Here is a 17,881-nt window from a genome sequence, read left to right as displayed (position 1 = left end):
AACCCGGCACTCAGCCTGCCGGCAGATAGTCCTTGATCACGCGCGTCAGTTCGCTCTCGTCGATCGGCTTGGTCACATACGCCTTGGCACCCTGGCGCATGCCCCACACGCGGTCGGTGTCCTGATCCTTGGTGGTGACCAGGATGATCGGGATGTGGCTGGTCTTGGGGTCCTTCGCGATGGTGCGCGTGGCCTGGAAGCCGTTGAGGTTCGGCATCACCACGTCCATCAGGATCAGGTCGGGCAGTTCGCGCTTCGCCGCTTCGACGCCGGCGGCGCCGTCTTCCGCCGTGATGACCTGATGGCCGAGCTTCTCGACGGTGCGTTTCATGCCGACGAGCTGCGAAGGCGAGTCGTCGACGATCAGCACTCTGGACATAGCGTTCCCCCTGGGCAAGGGCGGCATTCTAGACAGACCAAGGCGGTGTCGCCAGAGACGCAATCAACCGATGCGAACGACGCTGCGGCCGAGCGAACCGCCGGCCAGCATCGTGTCGAAAACAGTCGGCAGATCAGCCAGTTCGACTTCACGCTGCGCGATTCGCTCGAGCTGCGCCGGCTTCCAATCGGAAGCCAGGTGCGCCCAGATTTGATCGCGGATGTCGCGCGCGGTGCCGGCCGAGGCGATACCGAGCACGCTGAGGCCGCGAATGATGAACGGCACCACGGTCGTGGCCAGGTCGATCGCCGCCGCGTTGCCGCAGACGGCGATGTTGCCGTACGGCTTGATCACGCGCGTCAAGCCGGCCAGGAGATCGCCGCCGACGTTGTCGATCGCGCCGGCCCAGTGCGCCGTCTCGAGCGGCCGTTGGCCCCAATGCAGCCCGGTTCGCGCCACGCATTGTTTTGCGCCAAGCCCGATCAGATAGTCGAACTGCTCGACCTTGCCGGTGATCGCGTGCGCTTCGAAACCGGCCTGGGTCAGCACGTCGATCGCGAGCGAGCCGACGCCGCCGGTCGCACCGGTCACGACGATCGGGCCCATCGCCGGCGTCTGCCCATTGCGGACCATCTGGAACAGCGCGAGCGCGGCGGTGAAGCCGGCGGTGCCGAGCGCCATCGATTCGCGCAGGGTCAGTCCGGTCGGCAGCGGAATCGTCCATTTCGATTCGAGTCGTGCGTACTCGGCGTAGCCGCCGTCGCGCGTTTCCGACAAGCCGCAGCCGGTGCACAAGACCTGATCGCCTTCCTTGAACTTCGGATCGGTCGACGCCGCCACGTAACCGGCGAGGTCGATGCCGCCGTTGAGCGGGTATTGGCGCAGGATCTTGCCCTTGCCGGTCCCGGCCAGCGCATCTTTGTAGTTGATCGACGAGTAGGCGACCTTGACCAGCACCTCGCCGGCCGACAGCTCGTCTGCGCGCATATCTTCGATGCCGGCGCGATGCGCGCCGTTGTCGTTGCGGATGCGGAAGGCTTTGAACGTCGCGCTCGTCATTTGGGATCCTTGGAGGATTTCTTCGCCGTCCGTCCCGACACGGGCGCGGCTTTCTCCCAAGGTTCCACATCGCCCGGCACGACGTCAAACAGCGGGTGCGGCAGGGGCGAACGTGTCGCCGCCAGCCGCTCGCGGCGCAAAGGATCGCGCAGCGCGAGCTTGGTCATCAGATGCTGCCATTCGCATTGCATCTGGCCATCCGTCACCGGCAGACGAGCCGTGCCGCCGGCGTCGACGATGCGCGAGGTATCGAAGCGATAGCCGCGCTGCGCCGCTTCCGCCGCCACCGCACGCAGATAGTCGGCGACCAGTGCGGGCGGCGAGTCCGTAGCGCGAAAACGATCGAGCTGCGGATGGCGCGTGTAGCCCTTGGTTCGCCCGAGCAGCACCGCCTGCGCCAGCAAGGTCTCGCGCCACAGCGCGACCAGACCTTTGGCGTCGAGATACTGCGGATGCAGACTCCAGATGCGCATGAGGATTTCGACGCGCTCGTTCTTCAGCGTCGAGGATGAGCGAGATCGCGGCAGCGGCGTGTGCTAGCTCGCCGCCACCGTCGATGCTCAGTTCATCTTGTGAATCGCGCGCTTGTCGACCGCCAGCGCCGCCTCGTGCACCGCTTCGCTCAAGGTCGGATGCGCGTGCACGATGCGCGCGAGGTCTTCCGACGAACCCTTGAACTCCATCGCGACGACGCATTCGGCGACCAGTTCGGACACGTTCGCGCCGACCAGATGTACGCCGAGGATGCGGTCGGTTTCCGCGTGCGCGATCATCTTGACCAGACCGGCCGGCTCGTTCATCGCGACTGCGCGACCGATCGCCGCGAACGGGAAGCTGCCGGTCTTGTAGGGGATACCGGCGTCCTTGAGCTGCTTCTCGGTCTGGCCGACCCAAGCGATCTCGGGTTCGGTGTAGATGACCCACGGGATCGTGTCGAGATTGACGTGGCCGGCTTTGCCGGCGATCAGCTCGGCGACCATGATGCCTTCCTCGAAGCCCTTGTGTGCGAGCATCGGCCCGCGCACGCAGTCGCCGACCGCCCACACGCCTTCGGCGCCGGTCCAGCAGTGCTCGTCGACGACGACGCGGCCGCGCTCGTCGAGCTTGACGCCGGTGCCGTCGCCGAGCAGGCCGTCGGTGTAGGCGCGGCGACCGACCGCAACGAGCAGCTTGTCGACCACCAGCTGCTTCTCGCCGTCCTTGCCGGCGTAGGTCAGGTGAACTTCTTCGCCCTTGATCTCGGCCTTCGACAGCTTCGCGCCGAGTTCGATCTTGAGGCCTTGCTTGTTCAATTCCTTCAGCGCGACCTTGGTGATGTCGGCGTCGGCTGCACCGAGGAAGTCGGGCAGCGCTTCGAGGATCGTGACTTCCGCGCCGAGACGACGCCACACGCTGCCGAGTTCGAGGCCGATCACGCCGGCGCCGATCACGCCGAGGCGCTTGGGCACCGCGTCGAATGCGAGCGCGCCGGCGTTGTCGACGATGCGCTTGCCGTCGAACTTCGCGAACGGCAGTTCGATCGGCGCCGAACCGGTTGCGATGACGACATTGGTGCCGGCGATCGTCTGCTTGCCGCCGTCCGGCGCGGTGATCTCGACTTGGCGACCCTGCAGCAACTTGCCGGTGCCGAGGAAGGAGGCGATCTTGTTGCCCTTGTAGAGCATCGCGACGCCGCCGGTGAACTGCTTCACGATCTTGTCCTTGCGGCCGATCATCGTCTTGACGTCGATCGCAGGGTCTTTGGCGCTGATGCCGTGCACGTCGAAGTGCTGGGTCAGGTTCCAGAACTGCTTGGACGAATCGAGCAGCGCCTTCGACGGAATGCAGCCGACGTTGAGGCAGGTGCCGCCGAGCGCGGCCTTGCCGTCGGCGCCGGTCCAGGCGTCGACGCAAGCGGTCTTCAGGCCGAGCTGCGCGGCGCGGATCGCGGCGTGATAGCCGGCGGGGCCGCCGCCGATGACGATGACGTCGTACTGTTCGCTCATTTCATTCGCTCACGGGATTCGAGATTCGGGATTGGGGATTCGGAAAAAGAATCAAGACCGGAGCCGCTGACTGCCTCCGCGAATCCCGAATCTCCAATCCCGAATCCCAGCTCTTACAAGCCGAGAAGCATCTTGCTCGGATTCTCGAGCTGGTTCTTGATGTCGACCAGGAACAGCACCGCGTCCTTGCCGTCGATGATGCGGTGGTCGTAGCTGATCGCGACGTACATCATCGGCGCGGCGATGACTTGGCCGTTCTCGACGATCGCGCGTTCCTTGATCGTGTGCATGCCGAGGATCGCGCTCTGCGGCGGGTTGACGATCGGAGTGGAGAACAGCGAACCGAAGGTGCCGCCGTTGGTGATCGTGAAGGTGCCGCCGGCGAGATCGTCCAGGGTCAGGCCGCCTTCGCGCGCCTTCTTGGCGAACGCGGCGATCGCCTTTTCGATGTCGGCGAAGCCCATGCTCTGCGCGTCGCGCAGCACCGGCGTGACCAGGCCCTTGTCGGTCGACACCGCGACCGAGACATCCTGGTAGCCGTGATAGACGATGTCGTTGCCGTCGACCGAGGCGTTCACGATCGGATGGCGCTTGAGCGCCTCGACCGCAGCCTTGACGAAGAAGCTCATGAAGCCGAGCTTGATGCCGTTCGCCTTCTCGAACTGTTCGCCGAGTTCCTTGCGCATCGCCGACACCTTGGCGAGGTTGATCTCGTTGAACGAGGTCAGCATCGCGATCGAGTTCTTCGACTGCATCAGGCGCTCGGCGATCTTCGCGCGCATGCGCGTCATCGGCACGCGCTCTTCCGCGCGTGCGCCGCCGCCGGTCGCGGCCGGCTTGGCAGCGGCCGGCGCAGCCGGAGCGGCCTTCGCAGCGCCGTCGTTGCGCATGAAATTGATCAGGTCTTCCTTGGTCACGCGGCCGTCGCGGCCGCTGCCGGCGACGTTGGCCGGATCGATGCGATTTTCGGTGGCGACACGCTGACCGGCCGGCGAAAGATCGGCGCTCTTCGCCGGGGCCGCCGCTGCAGCCGGTGCGGGAGCAGGGGCGGCGGCCTTCGGCGCTTCGCTCTTGGCCGGCTCCGCTTCCTTCGCCGCGGGCGCCGCGGCAGCCGCGCCTTCTTCGAGGATCGCCAGTACCTGCTGGCTGGTCACGGTCGCGCCGGTGTCGAACTTGATTTCCTTCAACACGCCGTCGGCCGGCGCCGGCACTTCGAGCACGACCTTGTCGGTTTCGAGGTCGACCAGGTTCTCGTCGCGCTTGACCGCGTCGCCGGCTTTCTTGTGCCAGGTCGCGATGGTGGCGTCGGAGACGGATTCGGGGAGGACGGGAACCTTGACTTCGATGGACGACATGTTTTGTTCCTAAAGATGGGGCGGCTGCACCGATGGAGGGAGAGCGGCGGGAAGAACTACTCCAAAACGTTGTCCGGACCGACCGGGGCGACCAGGGCCTGCTCGACCAGCGCTGCCTGCTCGACCAGATGAGTGGCGAGATGGCCGCAGGCCGGTGCCGGCGAGCGCGCGCGGCCGGCGTAGGACAGAGACTGCTTCGGACCGGCCAGTGTCTGCAGATGATGCTTGATCTGGTACCACGCGCCCTGGTTCATCGGTTCTTCCTGACACCAGACGATTTCCTTGGCGGCGGAGAAGCGCGCCAGCTCCGCAGCCGCTTCGGTGCGCGGGAACGGATACAGCTGTTCGACGCGCACCAGCGCCACGTCCTCGATCTTGCGCTTGGCCGCTTCCTCGACCAAGTCGTAGTAGACGCGGCCGGAGCAGAGCACGACGCGACGCACCTTCTTCGCATTCTTCGTCGTCGTGTCGGGTATCACCAGCTGGAACTGGCCGCCGGCGAGATCGTCCAGCGTCGACACCGCCAGCTTGTGACGCAGCAGCGACTTCGGCGTCATCACGATCAGCGGCTTGCGCACGTCGCGCAGCATCTGCCGGCGCAACATGTGGAACATCTGCGCCGGCGTAGTCGGCACGCAGACCTGCATGTTTTCCAGCGCGCACAGTTGCAGATAGCGCTCCAGGCGTGCGGAGGAGTGCTCCGGACCTTGGCCTTCGTAGCCGTGCGGCAGCAGCAGAACCAGGCCGGAGAGGCGGTCCCACTTCGCCTCGCCCGAGGAAATGAACTGGTCGATGACGACTTGCGCGCCGTTGGCGAAATCGCCGAACTGGCCTTCCCACAGCACCAGGGTGCGCGGTTCTGCCGTCGAGTAGCCGTATTCGAACGCCATCACCGCTTCTTCGCTGAGCAGCGAGTCGACGATGGTGACGCTGGCGTTGTCGCGCAGCGTGGCGAGCGGCACGTAATCGCCGCCGCTGTTCTGGTCGTGCAGCACCGCATGGCGATGGAAGAACGTGCCGCGCCCCGAATCCTGGCCGACCAGACGCAGGTCGTAGCCATCGTCGATCAGCGCGGCATAGGCGAGGTTTTCGGCGAAACCCCAATCCATCGACTGCTCGCCGGCGGCCATCTTGGCGCGGTCGTCGTAGATCTTGGCGACGCGCGCGTGCAGCGTGACGCCGGACGGAATGGTCAGGATCTTCTTGTTCAGCTCGGCCAGCTTGTCCTTGGACACGCCGGTCGCCACCGGCTGGTCGAGCGTAGCGCGCAGGTGGCGGCTCCAGTCGACCGCGAACTCGTCCTTGAACTCGTTGTCGAGTTCGGCGATCGGCGTGCCCGCTTCGAGCTTGGCGCGATACGCGTCGACCAGCGCTTTGGCATCGGTTTCGGCGATCACGCCTTCGGCCGTCAGCTTCTGCGCATACGATTCGCGCGCCGTCGGGCGTGCACGGATCAGCTGATACATCAACGGCTGCGTCGCCGCCGGCTCGTCGGCCTCGTTGTGGCCGTGGCGGCGGTAGCAGACCAAGTCGATGACGACGTCGCGCTTGAACTTCTGACGGAAGTCGAAGGCGAGGCGCGCGACGAACAGCACTGCCTCCGGATCGTCACCGTTCACATGGAACACCGGCGCGTTGACCATCTTGGCGACGTCGGTGCAGTACAGCGTCGAGCGCGCGTCGTTCGGATTGGAGGTGGTGAAGCCGACCTGATTGTTGATCACCACGTGGATCGCGCCGCCGACCGCGAACCCGCGCGCCTGCGACATGTTCAACAATTCCATGTTGACGCCCTGGCCGGCGAAGGCGGCGTCGCCATGGATCAGCACCGGCACCACGTGCTCGCGGCTGGCGTCGCTGCGATGCGTTTGGCGCGCGCGCACAGAGCCCGCGACGACCGGATTGACGATTTCCAGATGCGAAGGATTGAACGCGAGCGCGAGGTGCACGGTGCGACCCGGCGTTTTGACGTTCGCGCTGAAGCCCATGTGGTACTTCACGTCGCCCGAATGGGCCGGATCGTCGGGGTGGTCGAACTTGCCCTCGAATTCGGCGAAGAGTTTTTGCGGCGACTTGCCGAGGATGTTGACTAGCACGTTGAGGCGGCCGCGGTGCGCCATGCCGACGACCATGTCCTTCATGCCGTCGGCGCCGCCGCGGCGGATCAGTTCGTCCAAGAGCGGAATCAGGCTGTCGCCGCCTTCGAGCGAAAAGCGCTTCTGGCCGACGTACTTGGTGTGCAGATAGCGCTCGAGGCCGTCCGCCTGCACCAGTTTTTCGAGCACGTGCTTCTTGTCTTCGACGCTGAGTCCGTAGCGGCCGCCGGCGCGCTCGAGCTGCTCGTGCACCCACTGGCGCTGTTCGACGTCGGAGATGTACATGAACTCGGCGCCGATGCTGCCGGCGTAAGTCGCCTTGAGCTGGGCCACCAGGTCGCGCAGCTTGAGTCTCTGCGGGCCGGCCAGGGAGCCGGTGCTGAACTCGGTGTCCAGATCGGCCGTGTCGAGTCCGTGGAAGCTCGGATCGAGATCCGGCGCCGACGGTCGCGGCAGCAGCCCGATCGCCTGCAGGTCGGACGCGGTGAACGCGTGCTCCATGTCGAGCGGATCGAGCTTGGCGGCGAGATGGCCGCGCGAGCGGTAGGCGGTGACCAGCTTCAGCACGGCCGCCTGTTTCTGCGACTGCGCATCGCCGGCCGAAGCGGCGGCGGGGCGGGCATGGCCGTTGAGCTTCTGCGCCTGCTCGATGCGCGCGATCGCGCCCGAGTGCGGCACGTCGCCGGCTTCGCGGCCTTTGAGGGCGTCGAAGAACTCGCGCCATTCCGGCGCGACCGCGCCGGCGTCGGCGAGGTATTGCTCGTAGAGATCTTCGATGAAAGCGGCGTTGCCGCCGGAAATCGGGGAAGTGGCCTGGAACTGCTGGAGAAGACTGGGCTGATTGGCGCTCACGCTGACACCCTACAGACGAAAAAGCGCGCCGGATGCGCGCCTCACAACAGGCTGCGGCAGCCGCCCCGGGCGGGTCGGCAGAACAGCGGAATTATAACCATTTAACGAAACTTTGTTGCGGTGCACGCAGACGAATTGGGGGCATCGATTCAGATTCCCAGCGCGCGCAGCTCGGTCGCCGGTTCGGCGCGCTCCCACATCTCCTCGAAGCGTGCGCGCAGCTGCTGATGGCGGCCCGGCGCGTAGGCGGAGGCCTCTCCGGCCAAGCGGCCCGCGAGCGGTCGGAACAGGTAGCCGTGGCGATCGTTGAGCAAGAAAGCGGAACCGTCTTGCCGATCGATTTCCTCAATCGGCGTGCGCAGCGCGAACGCGCTCGGCAGCCGCTGCGCCAATGCGATCAGCCGCTGCGCGTCGGCCAGCGCCTGGCGCGGCTCGCGCACGAGAATGCGAATGCGCGCGCGCGGGCTCGACAGGGCGATGCGCTTGATCGCTTCGAGTGCAGCCGGCGTGGCGAGCAGTTCGGGGTCGAGGTCCGCGGTCAGGATCGCCAGCTCGTAGCGCGCGTCCTCGAGCAGTGCGGCGACGGCGGCCACGGACTGCTCGCGGTCGCCGGCGGCGAGCCGCTCGCTGCGTGGCCGCGCGGCCGCAGGGTCCAGCTCGATCCGCATCCGGCGATGCGCGATTCCGCATTCGTCGAATTCTTCGCCGTAGGCGGCGAAGCCGAAGCGCTGGTAGAACGGGATTGCATGGGCCTGTGCGTGCGTCTCGACCGCTCGATAGCCAAGCGTACGCGCCTGCTCCAGCAGCGCGCGCAGGATCGCGTCGCCGACGCCGCGGCCGCGCCAATCCGCGAGCACCGCCATGCGGCCGATCTTGTGCTCGGGAGTCAGCCGCCCGGTGCCGATCGGCCGGCCGTCGCGGTCGCAGGCGAGCGCGTGCAGCGACGTTTCATCGAGCGCGTCCCATTCTTCCTCCTCCGGGCATTGCTGCTCGATGATGAAGACTTGTTCACGAACGTGGCGCAAGCCGGATTGGTCGTCGCCACTCCAGGAGACCAGCCGCACGTCGAAATCCGCAGGCATGGTCATGCCAGGTCTCCACGTCCGCTCCGGCGCAGCAGGGCCAGGTGCCCGGCATCGATCAGGGCGCGCAGCGCGGCATGATCGAGCTTGTTGTTCGGTACGTCGGCACTGGCGAACTCGGGCTGCGCGCAGATCAGTCGAGCGAACCCGATCGAGCAGGCGTGCGCCGTGCCGGCGACGAACAGAAGCGCGCCGCGCCCTTCGCGCATCCAGGCGCAACGCGACCACGGATTGCGCCGCACGCGCGCGCCGCGCTCGAGCGCACGTGCGAACGCGGCGTCGCCGAGCGGTCGCGGATTGGACGCCGCGTTCTGCGCGCTGCGATAGCGCGTGATGAAGGAACCGAACCACGTGCGCAGCAAGGACGAGTCAATCGCTTTCGAATCGCCGTTGTCGCGATCCGCGTGATCGGACGCAGCTGCGCTTGCTTGTGTGCGAAGCCAAGGCAGCGCAGCGGCCACACGCGCGATCGCCGCGGCATCGATCTCGCCGTCGCCGCGCGCCGGCACGAGATCGGCGTCGGTCAGTCGCGCCGATTCCGGCAGGCGCTCCGCCAAGGTCTCGACGAAATCGACCAGGAGTTCGGCCTGCGATGGTGCACGCATGCCGATCGAATAGGTCATGCACGCGCCGAGCGCGACGCCGTGATGCGGCAGGCCGGGCGGCAAGTACAGCATGTCGCCGGGTTCGAGCACCCATTCCTGCGTCGGTGCAAATTCGCGCAGGAGTTTCAGTTCGGTGTCCGTCCTGTATGCGAATCCCTCGCTAGAGCCCGCATGCGCGCGCGGGGACTTTTCACTACAGCGACTTGCATCGATTTGCCATCGGCGGCGGCCGAGCCCTTGCAGCAGGAACACGTCGTACTGGTCGACGTGCGCGCCGACCGAGCCGCCGTCTTCGGCGTAGCTGATCATCACATCGTCGACGCGCCAGCTCGGCAGGAACGAGAAATGCGGCAGCAGGGCGGCGACGTCGGCGTCCCACTTGTCGACGTCCTGCACGAGCAGGGTCCAATGCGTCTGCGGCAGCTTGGCGAAATCGGCTTCGTCGAACGGCCCGTTGCGCACGCTCCAGCGGTCGCGCTTCGGCTCGTGCACGATCAGGCGCGACAACGCGAGTTCTTCGCATGCCAGTCCGGCGAGATCGTCCGGCGCGACCGGGTTCTGGAAATCCGGGAACGCGCTGCGGATCAACAGCGGGCGCTTCTGCCAATAGTCGCGCAGGAAGTGCGCGGCCGACATGCCGAGCGGCTGCTTCGACGTCGCGCGAACTTCGAGGGGAAACGCCGGTGTGTTCTTCATGCGGAGACGTACGCCGAGGTTTTGCGTGCGGCACGTCGCGCCGCCGCGCGCTCGCGTTCGCCGACTTCGGGCAGCTTGTGACCGAGCGCGACCAGCGCCTTGATCGCCGGCATCACTTCGCGGCCGAGTTCGGTCAGCGCGTACTCCGCCGACGGCGGCGAGGTGTCGAGCAAATGCCGCGAAACCAGGCCACGCAATTCGAGTTCGCGCAGGCGCGCCGACAGCACGCGCGCGGAAATCTGCGGAATGTCGTGACGCAATTCGCCGAAGCGGCGGGGCTCGCCCGACAGCGCCCAGATCACGTTCGGCGCCCAAGCGCCGCGCAGCATGAGCACGCTCTTGGTCAAAGGACAACTCGGCGGCGGAACGATTTTGCTCTTGCGCAGCGGCAGGCCCATACGAATGACTCGGCAGTTCTCAAGTTACGCGGGAGTAACCACATTCTATGCGTTACTGCGAGTTAGGTGGTATCTATCAGTAACCATGGGTGACTACGATAGAGCGTCCCCGGCAGCGACGATCGCACGGTCCGGGCACCGTCGTTTCCATCAAGAAGGAAGTCATCATGAAGCTCTACTACACCCCCGGCGCCTGCTCGCTGTCGCCGCACATCGCGGCGCACGAATTGGGCCTGCCGATCGAGATCGAGAAGGTCGACAGCAAGACCAAGCGCACCGAAACCGGCGCCGATTACTGGACGATCAATCCGAAAGGCTACGTCCCTGCGCTCGAACTCGACGACGGCGAGGTGTTGACCGAAGGCCCGGCGATCGTGCAGTTCCTGGCCGATCAAAAGTCCGGCCACACGCTCGCGCCGCCGAACGGCACGCCGGCGCGCTCGCGCCTGCAGGAAATGCTCGGCTATATCAATTCGGAGATTCACAAGACCTACAGTCCGCTGTTCAGCGATGCGACCCCGGCGGAGACGCGCAGCGAGCGCGAAGCGTACTTGCGCAAGCGCTATCAGCTGATCGAGTCGACTCTGACGCGACAGCCGTGGCTGCTCGGCGAGCAGTTCACGCTGGCCGATGCGTATTTGTTCACCGTGACCAACTGGGCGCGCTCGGTCAAATTCGATCTGACGGAATTCCCGGCGCTGCTCGCGTTCCAGAAGCGCGTCGCCGAGCGGCCCGCCGTGCAGGCGGCGATGGCGGCGGAGGGTTTGATCAAGTCCAAACCGGCCTGACGATACGGGCGGTCGCAGGCGCTCTCAGGGCTTCGTCGCGGCCGCCTTCTCGGCGTCTCGTTCCTTCGCCAGACGCTTGTGCAGAAACGTCGTGGCGCTGTCGGCATAGCGGCGGCAGGCGCTGCTGTCGATCAGCGGCACTTTCGCATCACCCCCGACGCGCTCCCACAGACGGCTCGCGTCGGGATGCGGGGTGATCAGTAGATCGCAGGGCAGTGCCGCGACCGCGTCGATGCTCGCGCGCAGCTCGGCGAGAAAGGCCGGATGGTCGAGGTAGCGATATTCCTGGTCGGTGTACGCGGTGAGGCTGTCGGCGTAGACCATGCGCACGCAGCGGCGCTCTTCGCAGGCGCTCAAGGTCCAGCTGGTGCCGCCCGGCGTGTGGCCCGGCGTCGCATGCGCGGTCAGCGCGAGCGTTCCCAAGCTCAAGATTTCACCGTCCGTGATGCGCCGTACCTGGGCGACCGGCGAGAACGCGTCGGCGCTGAGGAATTGCGGGTCGCTACGCGCGCCGCGGCCGCGCTCGATCGCCTCGGCGTCGTCGCCGCGCGCGACCACGGTCGCGCCGCTGTCCCGCTGCAGTTGCGCCAAGCCGCCGGCATGGTCGAAATGGCCGTGCGAGTTGAGAACGTAACGGATGTCCGCCAGGCGGAAGCCGAGGCGGCGGATGTTCGCTTCGATCAGCGGCGCTGCGCGTTCCGTGCCGGCGTCGAGCAGGACGTGACCCTGATCGCCGGCGACGAGCAAGGAACTCAAGCCGCACGTGCCGACGTACCAGACATTGGCGTAGATCCGTCGCGGTCGCGCCGGCTGATTCCAGTCGGCACCGGGCCGGCATTCGGGGACGTCGGCGGGCGAGGGCGACTTCGCCTGCGTGCTGCCGCCCGCGAAAAGGAGTGCGAGCAGAAAAACTGCGCCGTACCGCATTTCGCGCCCCTCAGATCGACGCGGCGAGCGATTCGGCCAGGCCAACGTAGTTGCCCGGCGTCAGCGCGAGCAGGCGTTGCTTCGCCTGCGCCGGCAGATCGAGGCCGGTGATGAACTCGCGCATCGAATCGCGCGTGATGCCTTGGCCGCGCGTCAGCGCCTTCAGCTGTTCATACGGTTCGGGCAGGCCGTAGCGGCGCATCACCGTCTGCACCGCTTCGGCCAGTACTTCCCAGCTCGCGTCCAGATCGGCCTGCAATCGCTCCGGCGCGGCATTGAGTTTGTTCAAGCCGCGCAGCAGCGCGTCGAGCGCGATCTGCGTGTGACCGAACGCGGTGCCGAGTGCGCGCAATACGGTCGAATCGGTCAGGTCGCGCTGCCAGCGGCTGATCGGGAGCTTGGCGCTGAAATGCTCGAACAGCGCGTTGGCGAGGCCGAAGTTGCCTTCGGCGTTCTCGAAGTCGATCGGGTTGACCTTGTGCGGCATGGTCGAGGAGCCGACTTCGCCGGCCTTCACCGTCTGACGGAAATAACCGAGCGAGATGTAGCCCCAGACGTCGCGCGCGAAATCGATCAGGATCGTGTTGACGCGGCGCACGGCGTCGCCGAACTCGGCGATGCCGTCGTGCGGTTCGATCTGCGTCGTGTACGGATTCCAGCTCAGGCCGAGACTTTCGACGAAGCGCTCGGACAGCGCCGGCCAATCGACTTCCGGATAACTGATCGCGTGCGCGTTGTAGTTGCCGACCGCGCCGTTGATCTTGCCGCTGATCTCGATCGCGGCGATCTGACGGCGTTGGCGCTGCAGACGCGCGACGACGTTGGCCAATTCTTTGCCGAGCGTGGTGGGTGATGCGGTCTGGCCGTGCGTGCGCGCCAGCATCGGCAGCTTCGCGTGTTCGTGTGCCAGCGCGCGCAGCTTGCCGATCACGCCGTCGAGCGCGGGCAGCAGCACGCCGTCGCGCGCGTCGCGCAGCATCAGCGCATAGGCGAGGTTGTTGATGTCTTCGCTGGTGCAGGCGAAATGGATGAACTCCTTCACCGCAGCCAGCTCGGCTTGGTCCGCGATCTTTTCCTTGATGAAGTATTCGACCGCTTTGACGTCGTGATTGGTGGTGCTCTCGATCGTCTTGATGCGCGCGCCGTCTTCTTCGCCGAACCGCTCGTCGATCGCGAGCAGCGCGGCACGCGCCGCGGCCGAGAGATTGGGCACTTCGGTGATGCGCGGTTCCTCGGCCAGAGCCAGCAGCCAGTGCAGCTCGACGCGCACGCGCCGCTGCATCAAACCGAACTCGCTGAAGATCGGCCGCAGCGGCGCCGCCTTGGCGGCGTAGCGCCCGTCCAGCGGCGACAGGGCGAGCAAGGCCGACGGCGCGGATGCGTCTTTCATGCGGTGTCCTCGGAACGATTTTCGTGGGGGTGGACGACGATCGTCTTGGCGCGCGCGCCTTGCATCGTGCGCACGGTCAGGTCGAAGCCGTCGAAGCTGAGCGTTTCGCCTTCGACCGGCAGGCGTTCTAGGCGATGGATGATGAGGCCGCCGACCGAGTTCACGTCGGCCGGCGCGGCGATGTCGTGATCGAGCAGGCGCTCGAGCTTGTAGATCGGCGTGCCGCCCGAGATGGTCAGCTCTTCACCCGCGCCTTGGCGCTGCGCGCTGCCGCCACGCGCGTGCTCGTCCTCGATGTCGCCGACCAGCACTTCGAGGATGTCCTCCAGCGTGAAGAAGCCGGCGACGCGCCCCGATTCTTCGACGCCGAGCGCCAGATGCGTGTCGCCGGCGCGGAAGCGCTTGAGCACGTCGAGCACCGGCGTGTGCAGCGGCAGCAGGATCGGCGGGCGCAGCAGCGACGTCATGTCGGTGACGGTTTCGCGCCCGGCCATCGCGTGCAGGAGATCCTTCATGTGCAGCACGCCGAGTACGCGGTCGCCGTCGGCGGCGAACCACGGATATCGGCTGTAGCGCGTGCGGTCGAACTCGGCCAGCACGGTGTCGCGATCCATGCCTTCGCGCAAGCTGGCGAGCTGGTCGCGCGTGCGCAGCACGTCGCCGACCACCAGCTCCGGCAGGTCGAGCGCGTGTTTCATCATCGAGTATTCCTCGCCGGCACGGCTCTCGCGCTGGGCGTCGACGATCAGCTTCAGCTCGTCGCGCGAGTAGTGATGCGCGTCGTCGTGCGCGACCGGCTCGACGCCGCCCTGGCGCAGCATCCAATTCGCGCTCGCGTTGAGCAGCCAGATCGCCGGGTACATCAGCCAGTAGAACGCGTACAGCGGCGCCGCGGTCCACAACGAGGTCGCTTCGGGGCGGCGGATCGCCAGCGACTTGGGCGCCAGCTCGCCGAGCACGATGTGCAGGTACGAGATCAGGGTGAAGGCGATCACCAGCGCGACGATCTTGGTCGTCTCCGGACCGACGCCGAAATAGACGAACAGCGGCTCGAGCAGGTGCGCGAAGGCCGGCTCGCCGATCCAGCCCAGGCCGAGCGAGGACAGCGTGATGCCGAGCTGGCAGGCGGACAGATAGGCGTCCAGATGGTTGTGGACGTCGACGAGGATGCGACCGCGCCAACCGTGGCTGTCGCCGATTGTCGCAGCCTGGGTCTGGCGCAGCTTGACCAGCGCGAACTCGGAGGCGACGAAAAACCCGTTGAGCAGCACCAAGAGCAGGGCGGCGACGACGTAGAGCAGGTTTTGCAGCATCGCAGGGCGCGAACGGGACGGCCGGCCATTCTAGCATCCAGCGCGATCCGGCTCCGGCGCGGCGTGCGCTGCCGCTATAATCGCCGCCCCTTTTCGCAGCAGGTGAAGCATGAGCGAGTACCGCATCGAGCGCGACAGCATGGGCGAGTTGAAGGTGCCCGCGAAGGCGCTGTACGGCGCGCAGACCCAGCGCGCGGTCGACAATTTCCCGATCTCGGGCCTGACCATGCCGCGCGAGTTCATCCGCGCGCTCGGCCTGATCAAGTCCGCGGCGGCGCAGGCGAATGCGGATCTCGGACACTTGAAGAAGAACGCCGCGAAGGCGATCCGCAAGGCAGCCGAGCGTGTTGCGGCGGGCGAGTTCGATGCACATTTCCCGATCGACGTATTCCAGACCGGCTCGGGCACCTCGTCCAACATGAATGCGAACGAGGTGATCGCGCACGTCGCGACCGCGGCCGGCACCAAGGTGCATCCGAACGACGACGTCAACAACGGGCAGTCGTCCAACGACGTGATCCCGACCGCTATCCAAGTCAGCGCGACCCTGACCGCGAGCGAGAAGCTGCTGCCCGCGCTGGCGCACCTCAAGAAGACACTCGATCGCCGCGCGCGCGAGTTGAACAAGGTCGCCAAGACCGGCCGCACGCATTTGATGGATGCGATGCCGGTGACGTTCGGGCAGGAGGTCGGCGCCTGGGCGGCGCAGATCCGCTCTTCGATCGAACGCATCAACGACGCCCTCAAGCGCGCGCGCAAGTTGCCGCTCGGCGGTACGGCAGTCGGTACCGGCATCAATGCCGACCCGAAGCTCGGTCCGGCGGTCGCGCGCGAGCTCGGCAAGATGACCGGGGTGAAGTTCGAGTCGGCCGACAACTATTTCGAAGGCATCGGCGCGCAGGACGCGGCGGTGGAGCTGTCCGGTCAGTTGAAGACGCTGGCGGTCGCGCTGACCAAGATCGCCAACGACCTGCGCCTGATGAATTCCGGTCCGCTTGCGGGCCTGGGCGAAATCGAACTGCCGGCGCTGCAGCCGGGCTCGTCGATCATGCCGGGCAAGGTCAATCCGGTGATCCCCGAAGCGGTCGCTATGGTCGCGGCGCAGGTGATCGGCAACGACCTGACCATCACGATCGGCGGCCAGAGCGGCTTGTTCCAGCTCAACGTGCAGCTGCCCGTGATCGCCTACAACCTGCTGCAGTCGATCGAAATTCTCGCCAACGTGTCGGTCGCCTTGGCGGACAAGGCGATCGCGGGCTTCAAGGTGCGCGAGGACAAGATCAAGCAAGCGCTCGACAAGAACCCGATCCTGGTCACGGCTTTGAACTCGGTGATCGGCTATGACAAGGGCGCGGCGATCGCGAAGAAAGCGTACAAGGAAGGCCGCGCGATTCTCGACGTCGCGATCGAGGAGACCGGCCTGCCGCGCAAGCAACTGCAGGCCTTGCTCGATCCCGCCGCGCTGACCAAGGGCGGCATCCACGGCGGCTCGGCCGGCGGCTGAGTCGGCGACGCCTGCGGGCGTCGCGGGTAGAAGGGTCGATCGTCGCCTGGGCGGCGTGAGAAACCTAGAGAGCGCCACGGACGGCGGCTCGAGTTGACCAGGCCAGGGAAGGTCGTGTTTCGCAGCCGCGCTCATCCACGCGGGGCGCTGCTGCCCTCGAAAGACGCCCTCCGGCGTTCACGTGAGGAACGTCGGGTCGGTCGAAGCCGGCGCGCCGTTCATCTTGTCCATACGCCCGTCGCCCGCACCGTCATCGTGCCGAACGGCACATGTCGCCGCAGCACGGCGATTCCAGACTTTCACTGTTGCGCCGCTTGGGGCGGCGCCTAGTCCACAAATCCAGGAGTAACAAAATGTCCAGGAAGCTGATCCTTGCGGCCGCGCTGTTCGCCGCCAGCGCCTCCGCGCAACAGAGCGTCGACATCAGCGGCGCCGATTTCTCCAGCGGCAAGGGCGACGCCAGGCTCGCCGCGCTGGTGCAGCAAGCCGCCGCGCAAGGCAAGCGCGTCGTCATCACGGCGCCGAAGGAATGGCATTCCTCGATCGCCGCCAAGCTCGGCAAGAAGAAGGGCGACGTCGTACTGCGCGAAGGCTTCTACGAGAGCGTGCTGGCGCGTGTCGAAGACAAGGCCGAAGCGGCCAAGCCGGCCAAGCCGGAGGCCGAGAAGGCGCCGGCACGCGCGGCGGCCGTCGCCGCCGCGGCTCCGGTCAAGGAAGTCGAGCCGGAACCGGCACCCGCGCCTCCGGCCAAGCCGGTTGCCGTCGCGGCCGCCGCGCCGGCCGTCGCAGCACCGCCGCCGGCGCCTCCGGCCGCGGTGACGCCAAAGCCGGTGCCGGCCGCACCGGCCGCGTCGAAGGTGGCCGCAAAGCCGGCCGCGCCGGTCGTCGATGTCGAGGCGATTCGCGAGCGTCTGCGCGAATCGCTGATCGGCGGACGCCCTGCACAGGGTTCGTTGGCGGTCGCTTCGCTGAAAGCGGGCGACGTGATCTATGTCGAAGAGCCGGTGCGCGGCGTGGTGCGACGTGAGGAGCTGAAGGCCGTGCTGTACTGGCTCGACGGCGACCTCGATCTGCGCCGCAGCGAATTGACCCCGTCGGGATCGAACCGCTACCAGGTCGTATCGGCGATCCGCGGCGAAGGCAGCTTGCGTCGTGAATTCGACAATTCCAAGGTCGAACTCGTCGCCACCGTGCCGGCCGACGGTGCGCCGGTGCGCACGGCGCTGGAGAAGGCGTTCAACGAAGGCCGCCGCATCGACGACCGCCTCGCCGCCGCAGAGCTGCGCGAGGGCGACGTCGTCTACACCGGTACCGGGTCGTCGGTCGTCGTGCGTCGCGACGGCAAGGATCTGTTGCGCTATTGGCTCGACGGCTCGTTCGATCTGCGCCAGTCCAGCGTGCAGGCCGACGGTCCGGGCAAGTACCGCATCCGCGGCAGCGTCACGCGCTGAG

15 protein-coding genes are annotated in these 17,881 nt (G+C 66.5%); 3 read left to right on the top strand and 12 right to left on the bottom strand.

The genetic code is table 11. From position 1 onward, the window contains the following. Positions 1-10: 10 nt before the first annotated feature. From pilH to AC3QL3_RS14960, 9 genes are all read right to left on the bottom strand, one after another. Entirely contained in the window at positions 11-379 is a 369-nt protein-coding gene (gene pilH, locus AC3QL3_RS15000; protein WP_492894905.1) for a twitching motility response regulator PilH, read from the bottom strand. A gap of 63 nt (positions 380-442) precedes the next feature. Then, complete coding sequence (locus AC3QL3_RS14995; RefSeq protein WP_492894904.1) at positions 443-1,438, bottom strand: YhdH/YhfP family quinone oxidoreductase; 996 nt, start codon at positions 1,436-1,438, stop codon at positions 443-445. Beyond that, entirely contained in the window at positions 1,435-1,911 is a 477-nt protein-coding gene (locus AC3QL3_RS14990) for a pyrimidine dimer DNA glycosylase/endonuclease V (RefSeq protein ID WP_492894903.1), read from the bottom strand. The genes AC3QL3_RS14995 and AC3QL3_RS14990 overlap by 4 nt, the downstream gene beginning before the upstream one ends. An 87-nt stretch (positions 1,912-1,998) precedes the next feature. Beyond that, positions 1,999-3,423 (bottom strand): dihydrolipoyl dehydrogenase, encoded by a 1,425-nt coding sequence (gene lpdA, locus AC3QL3_RS14985; RefSeq protein ID WP_492894902.1) that lies wholly within the window; start codon positions 3,421-3,423, stop codon positions 1,999-2,001. Positions 3,424-3,536: 113 nt separating this feature from the next. Beyond that, on the bottom strand, positions 3,537-4,778 hold the full coding sequence (odhB, locus tag AC3QL3_RS14980; protein ID WP_492894901.1) for a 2-oxoglutarate dehydrogenase complex dihydrolipoyllysine-residue succinyltransferase: 1,242 nt from the start codon (positions 4,776-4,778) through the stop codon (positions 3,537-3,539). A 56-nt stretch (positions 4,779-4,834) separates the two neighbouring features. Next, positions 4,835-7,726 carry a 2-oxoglutarate dehydrogenase E1 component gene (locus tag AC3QL3_RS14975; RefSeq protein ID WP_492894900.1) on the bottom strand — a complete coding sequence of 964 codons (2,892 nt, stop codon included), beginning with the start codon at positions 7,724-7,726 and terminating at the stop codon, positions 4,835-4,837. Between the two features lie 149 nt (positions 7,727-7,875). Next, a complete protein-coding gene (locus AC3QL3_RS14970) occupies positions 7,876-8,814 on the bottom strand; it encodes a GNAT family N-acetyltransferase (protein ID WP_492894899.1) in 939 nt (312 codons plus the stop codon). After that, on the bottom strand, positions 8,811-10,109 hold the full coding sequence (locus AC3QL3_RS14965; RefSeq protein WP_492894898.1) for a JmjC domain-containing protein: 1,299 nt from the start codon (positions 10,107-10,109) through the stop codon (positions 8,811-8,813). The genes AC3QL3_RS14970 and AC3QL3_RS14965 overlap by 4 nt, the downstream gene beginning before the upstream one ends. Then, positions 10,106-10,507: a winged helix-turn-helix transcriptional regulator gene (locus AC3QL3_RS14960; RefSeq protein ID WP_492894897.1), complete on the bottom strand. Its 402-nt coding sequence runs from the start codon at positions 10,505-10,507 to the stop codon at positions 10,106-10,108. Before AC3QL3_RS14960 ends, AC3QL3_RS14965 begins: the two co-directional genes overlap by 4 nt. Before the next feature lie 167 nt (positions 10,508-10,674). Here AC3QL3_RS14960 and gstA point away from each other — a divergent pair, with 167 nt between their 5' ends. After that, positions 10,675-11,295, top strand: a complete 621-nt coding sequence (gstA, locus tag AC3QL3_RS14955) for a glutathione transferase GstA (RefSeq protein WP_492894896.1) — start codon at positions 10,675-10,677, stop codon at positions 11,293-11,295. Between the two features lie 24 nt (positions 11,296-11,319). On the opposite strand, the gene bla is transcribed toward gstA, so the two are convergent. From bla to AC3QL3_RS14940, 3 genes are read right to left on the bottom strand one after another with little or no spacing between them, the layout of a single operon-like run. Further along, on the bottom strand, positions 11,320-12,222 hold the full coding sequence (gene bla, locus AC3QL3_RS14950; protein ID WP_492894895.1) for a subclass B3 metallo-beta-lactamase: 903 nt from the start codon (positions 12,220-12,222) through the stop codon (positions 11,320-11,322). A 10-nt stretch (positions 12,223-12,232) separates the two neighbouring features. Further along, a complete protein-coding gene (gene purB, locus AC3QL3_RS14945; protein ID WP_492894894.1) occupies positions 12,233-13,612 on the bottom strand; it encodes an adenylosuccinate lyase in 1,380 nt (459 codons plus the stop codon). After that, positions 13,609-14,925, bottom strand: a complete 1,317-nt coding sequence (locus AC3QL3_RS14940; protein ID WP_492894893.1) for a hemolysin family protein — start codon at positions 14,923-14,925, stop codon at positions 13,609-13,611. Before AC3QL3_RS14940 ends, purB begins: the two co-directional genes overlap by 4 nt. 109 nt (positions 14,926-15,034) lie before the next feature. Between AC3QL3_RS14940 and AC3QL3_RS14935 the strand changes: the two genes are divergently transcribed. Both AC3QL3_RS14935 and AC3QL3_RS14930 read left to right on the top strand, forming a co-directional pair. Then, positions 15,035-16,429, top strand: coding sequence for a class II fumarate hydratase (locus AC3QL3_RS14935; protein WP_492894892.1), 1,395 nt, complete (start codon positions 15,035-15,037; stop codon positions 16,427-16,429). Positions 16,430-16,782: 353 nt separating this feature from the next. Then, on the top strand, positions 16,783-17,880 hold the full coding sequence (locus AC3QL3_RS14930; protein ID WP_492894891.1) for a hypothetical protein: 1,098 nt from the start codon (positions 16,783-16,785) through the stop codon (positions 17,878-17,880). Position 17,881 lies beyond the last annotated feature (1 nt).

Source organism: Dokdonella sp. GW821-FHT11D02 (genome assembly GCF_058808595.1).
This window is presented reverse-complemented; position numbering and strand designations above follow the sequence as displayed.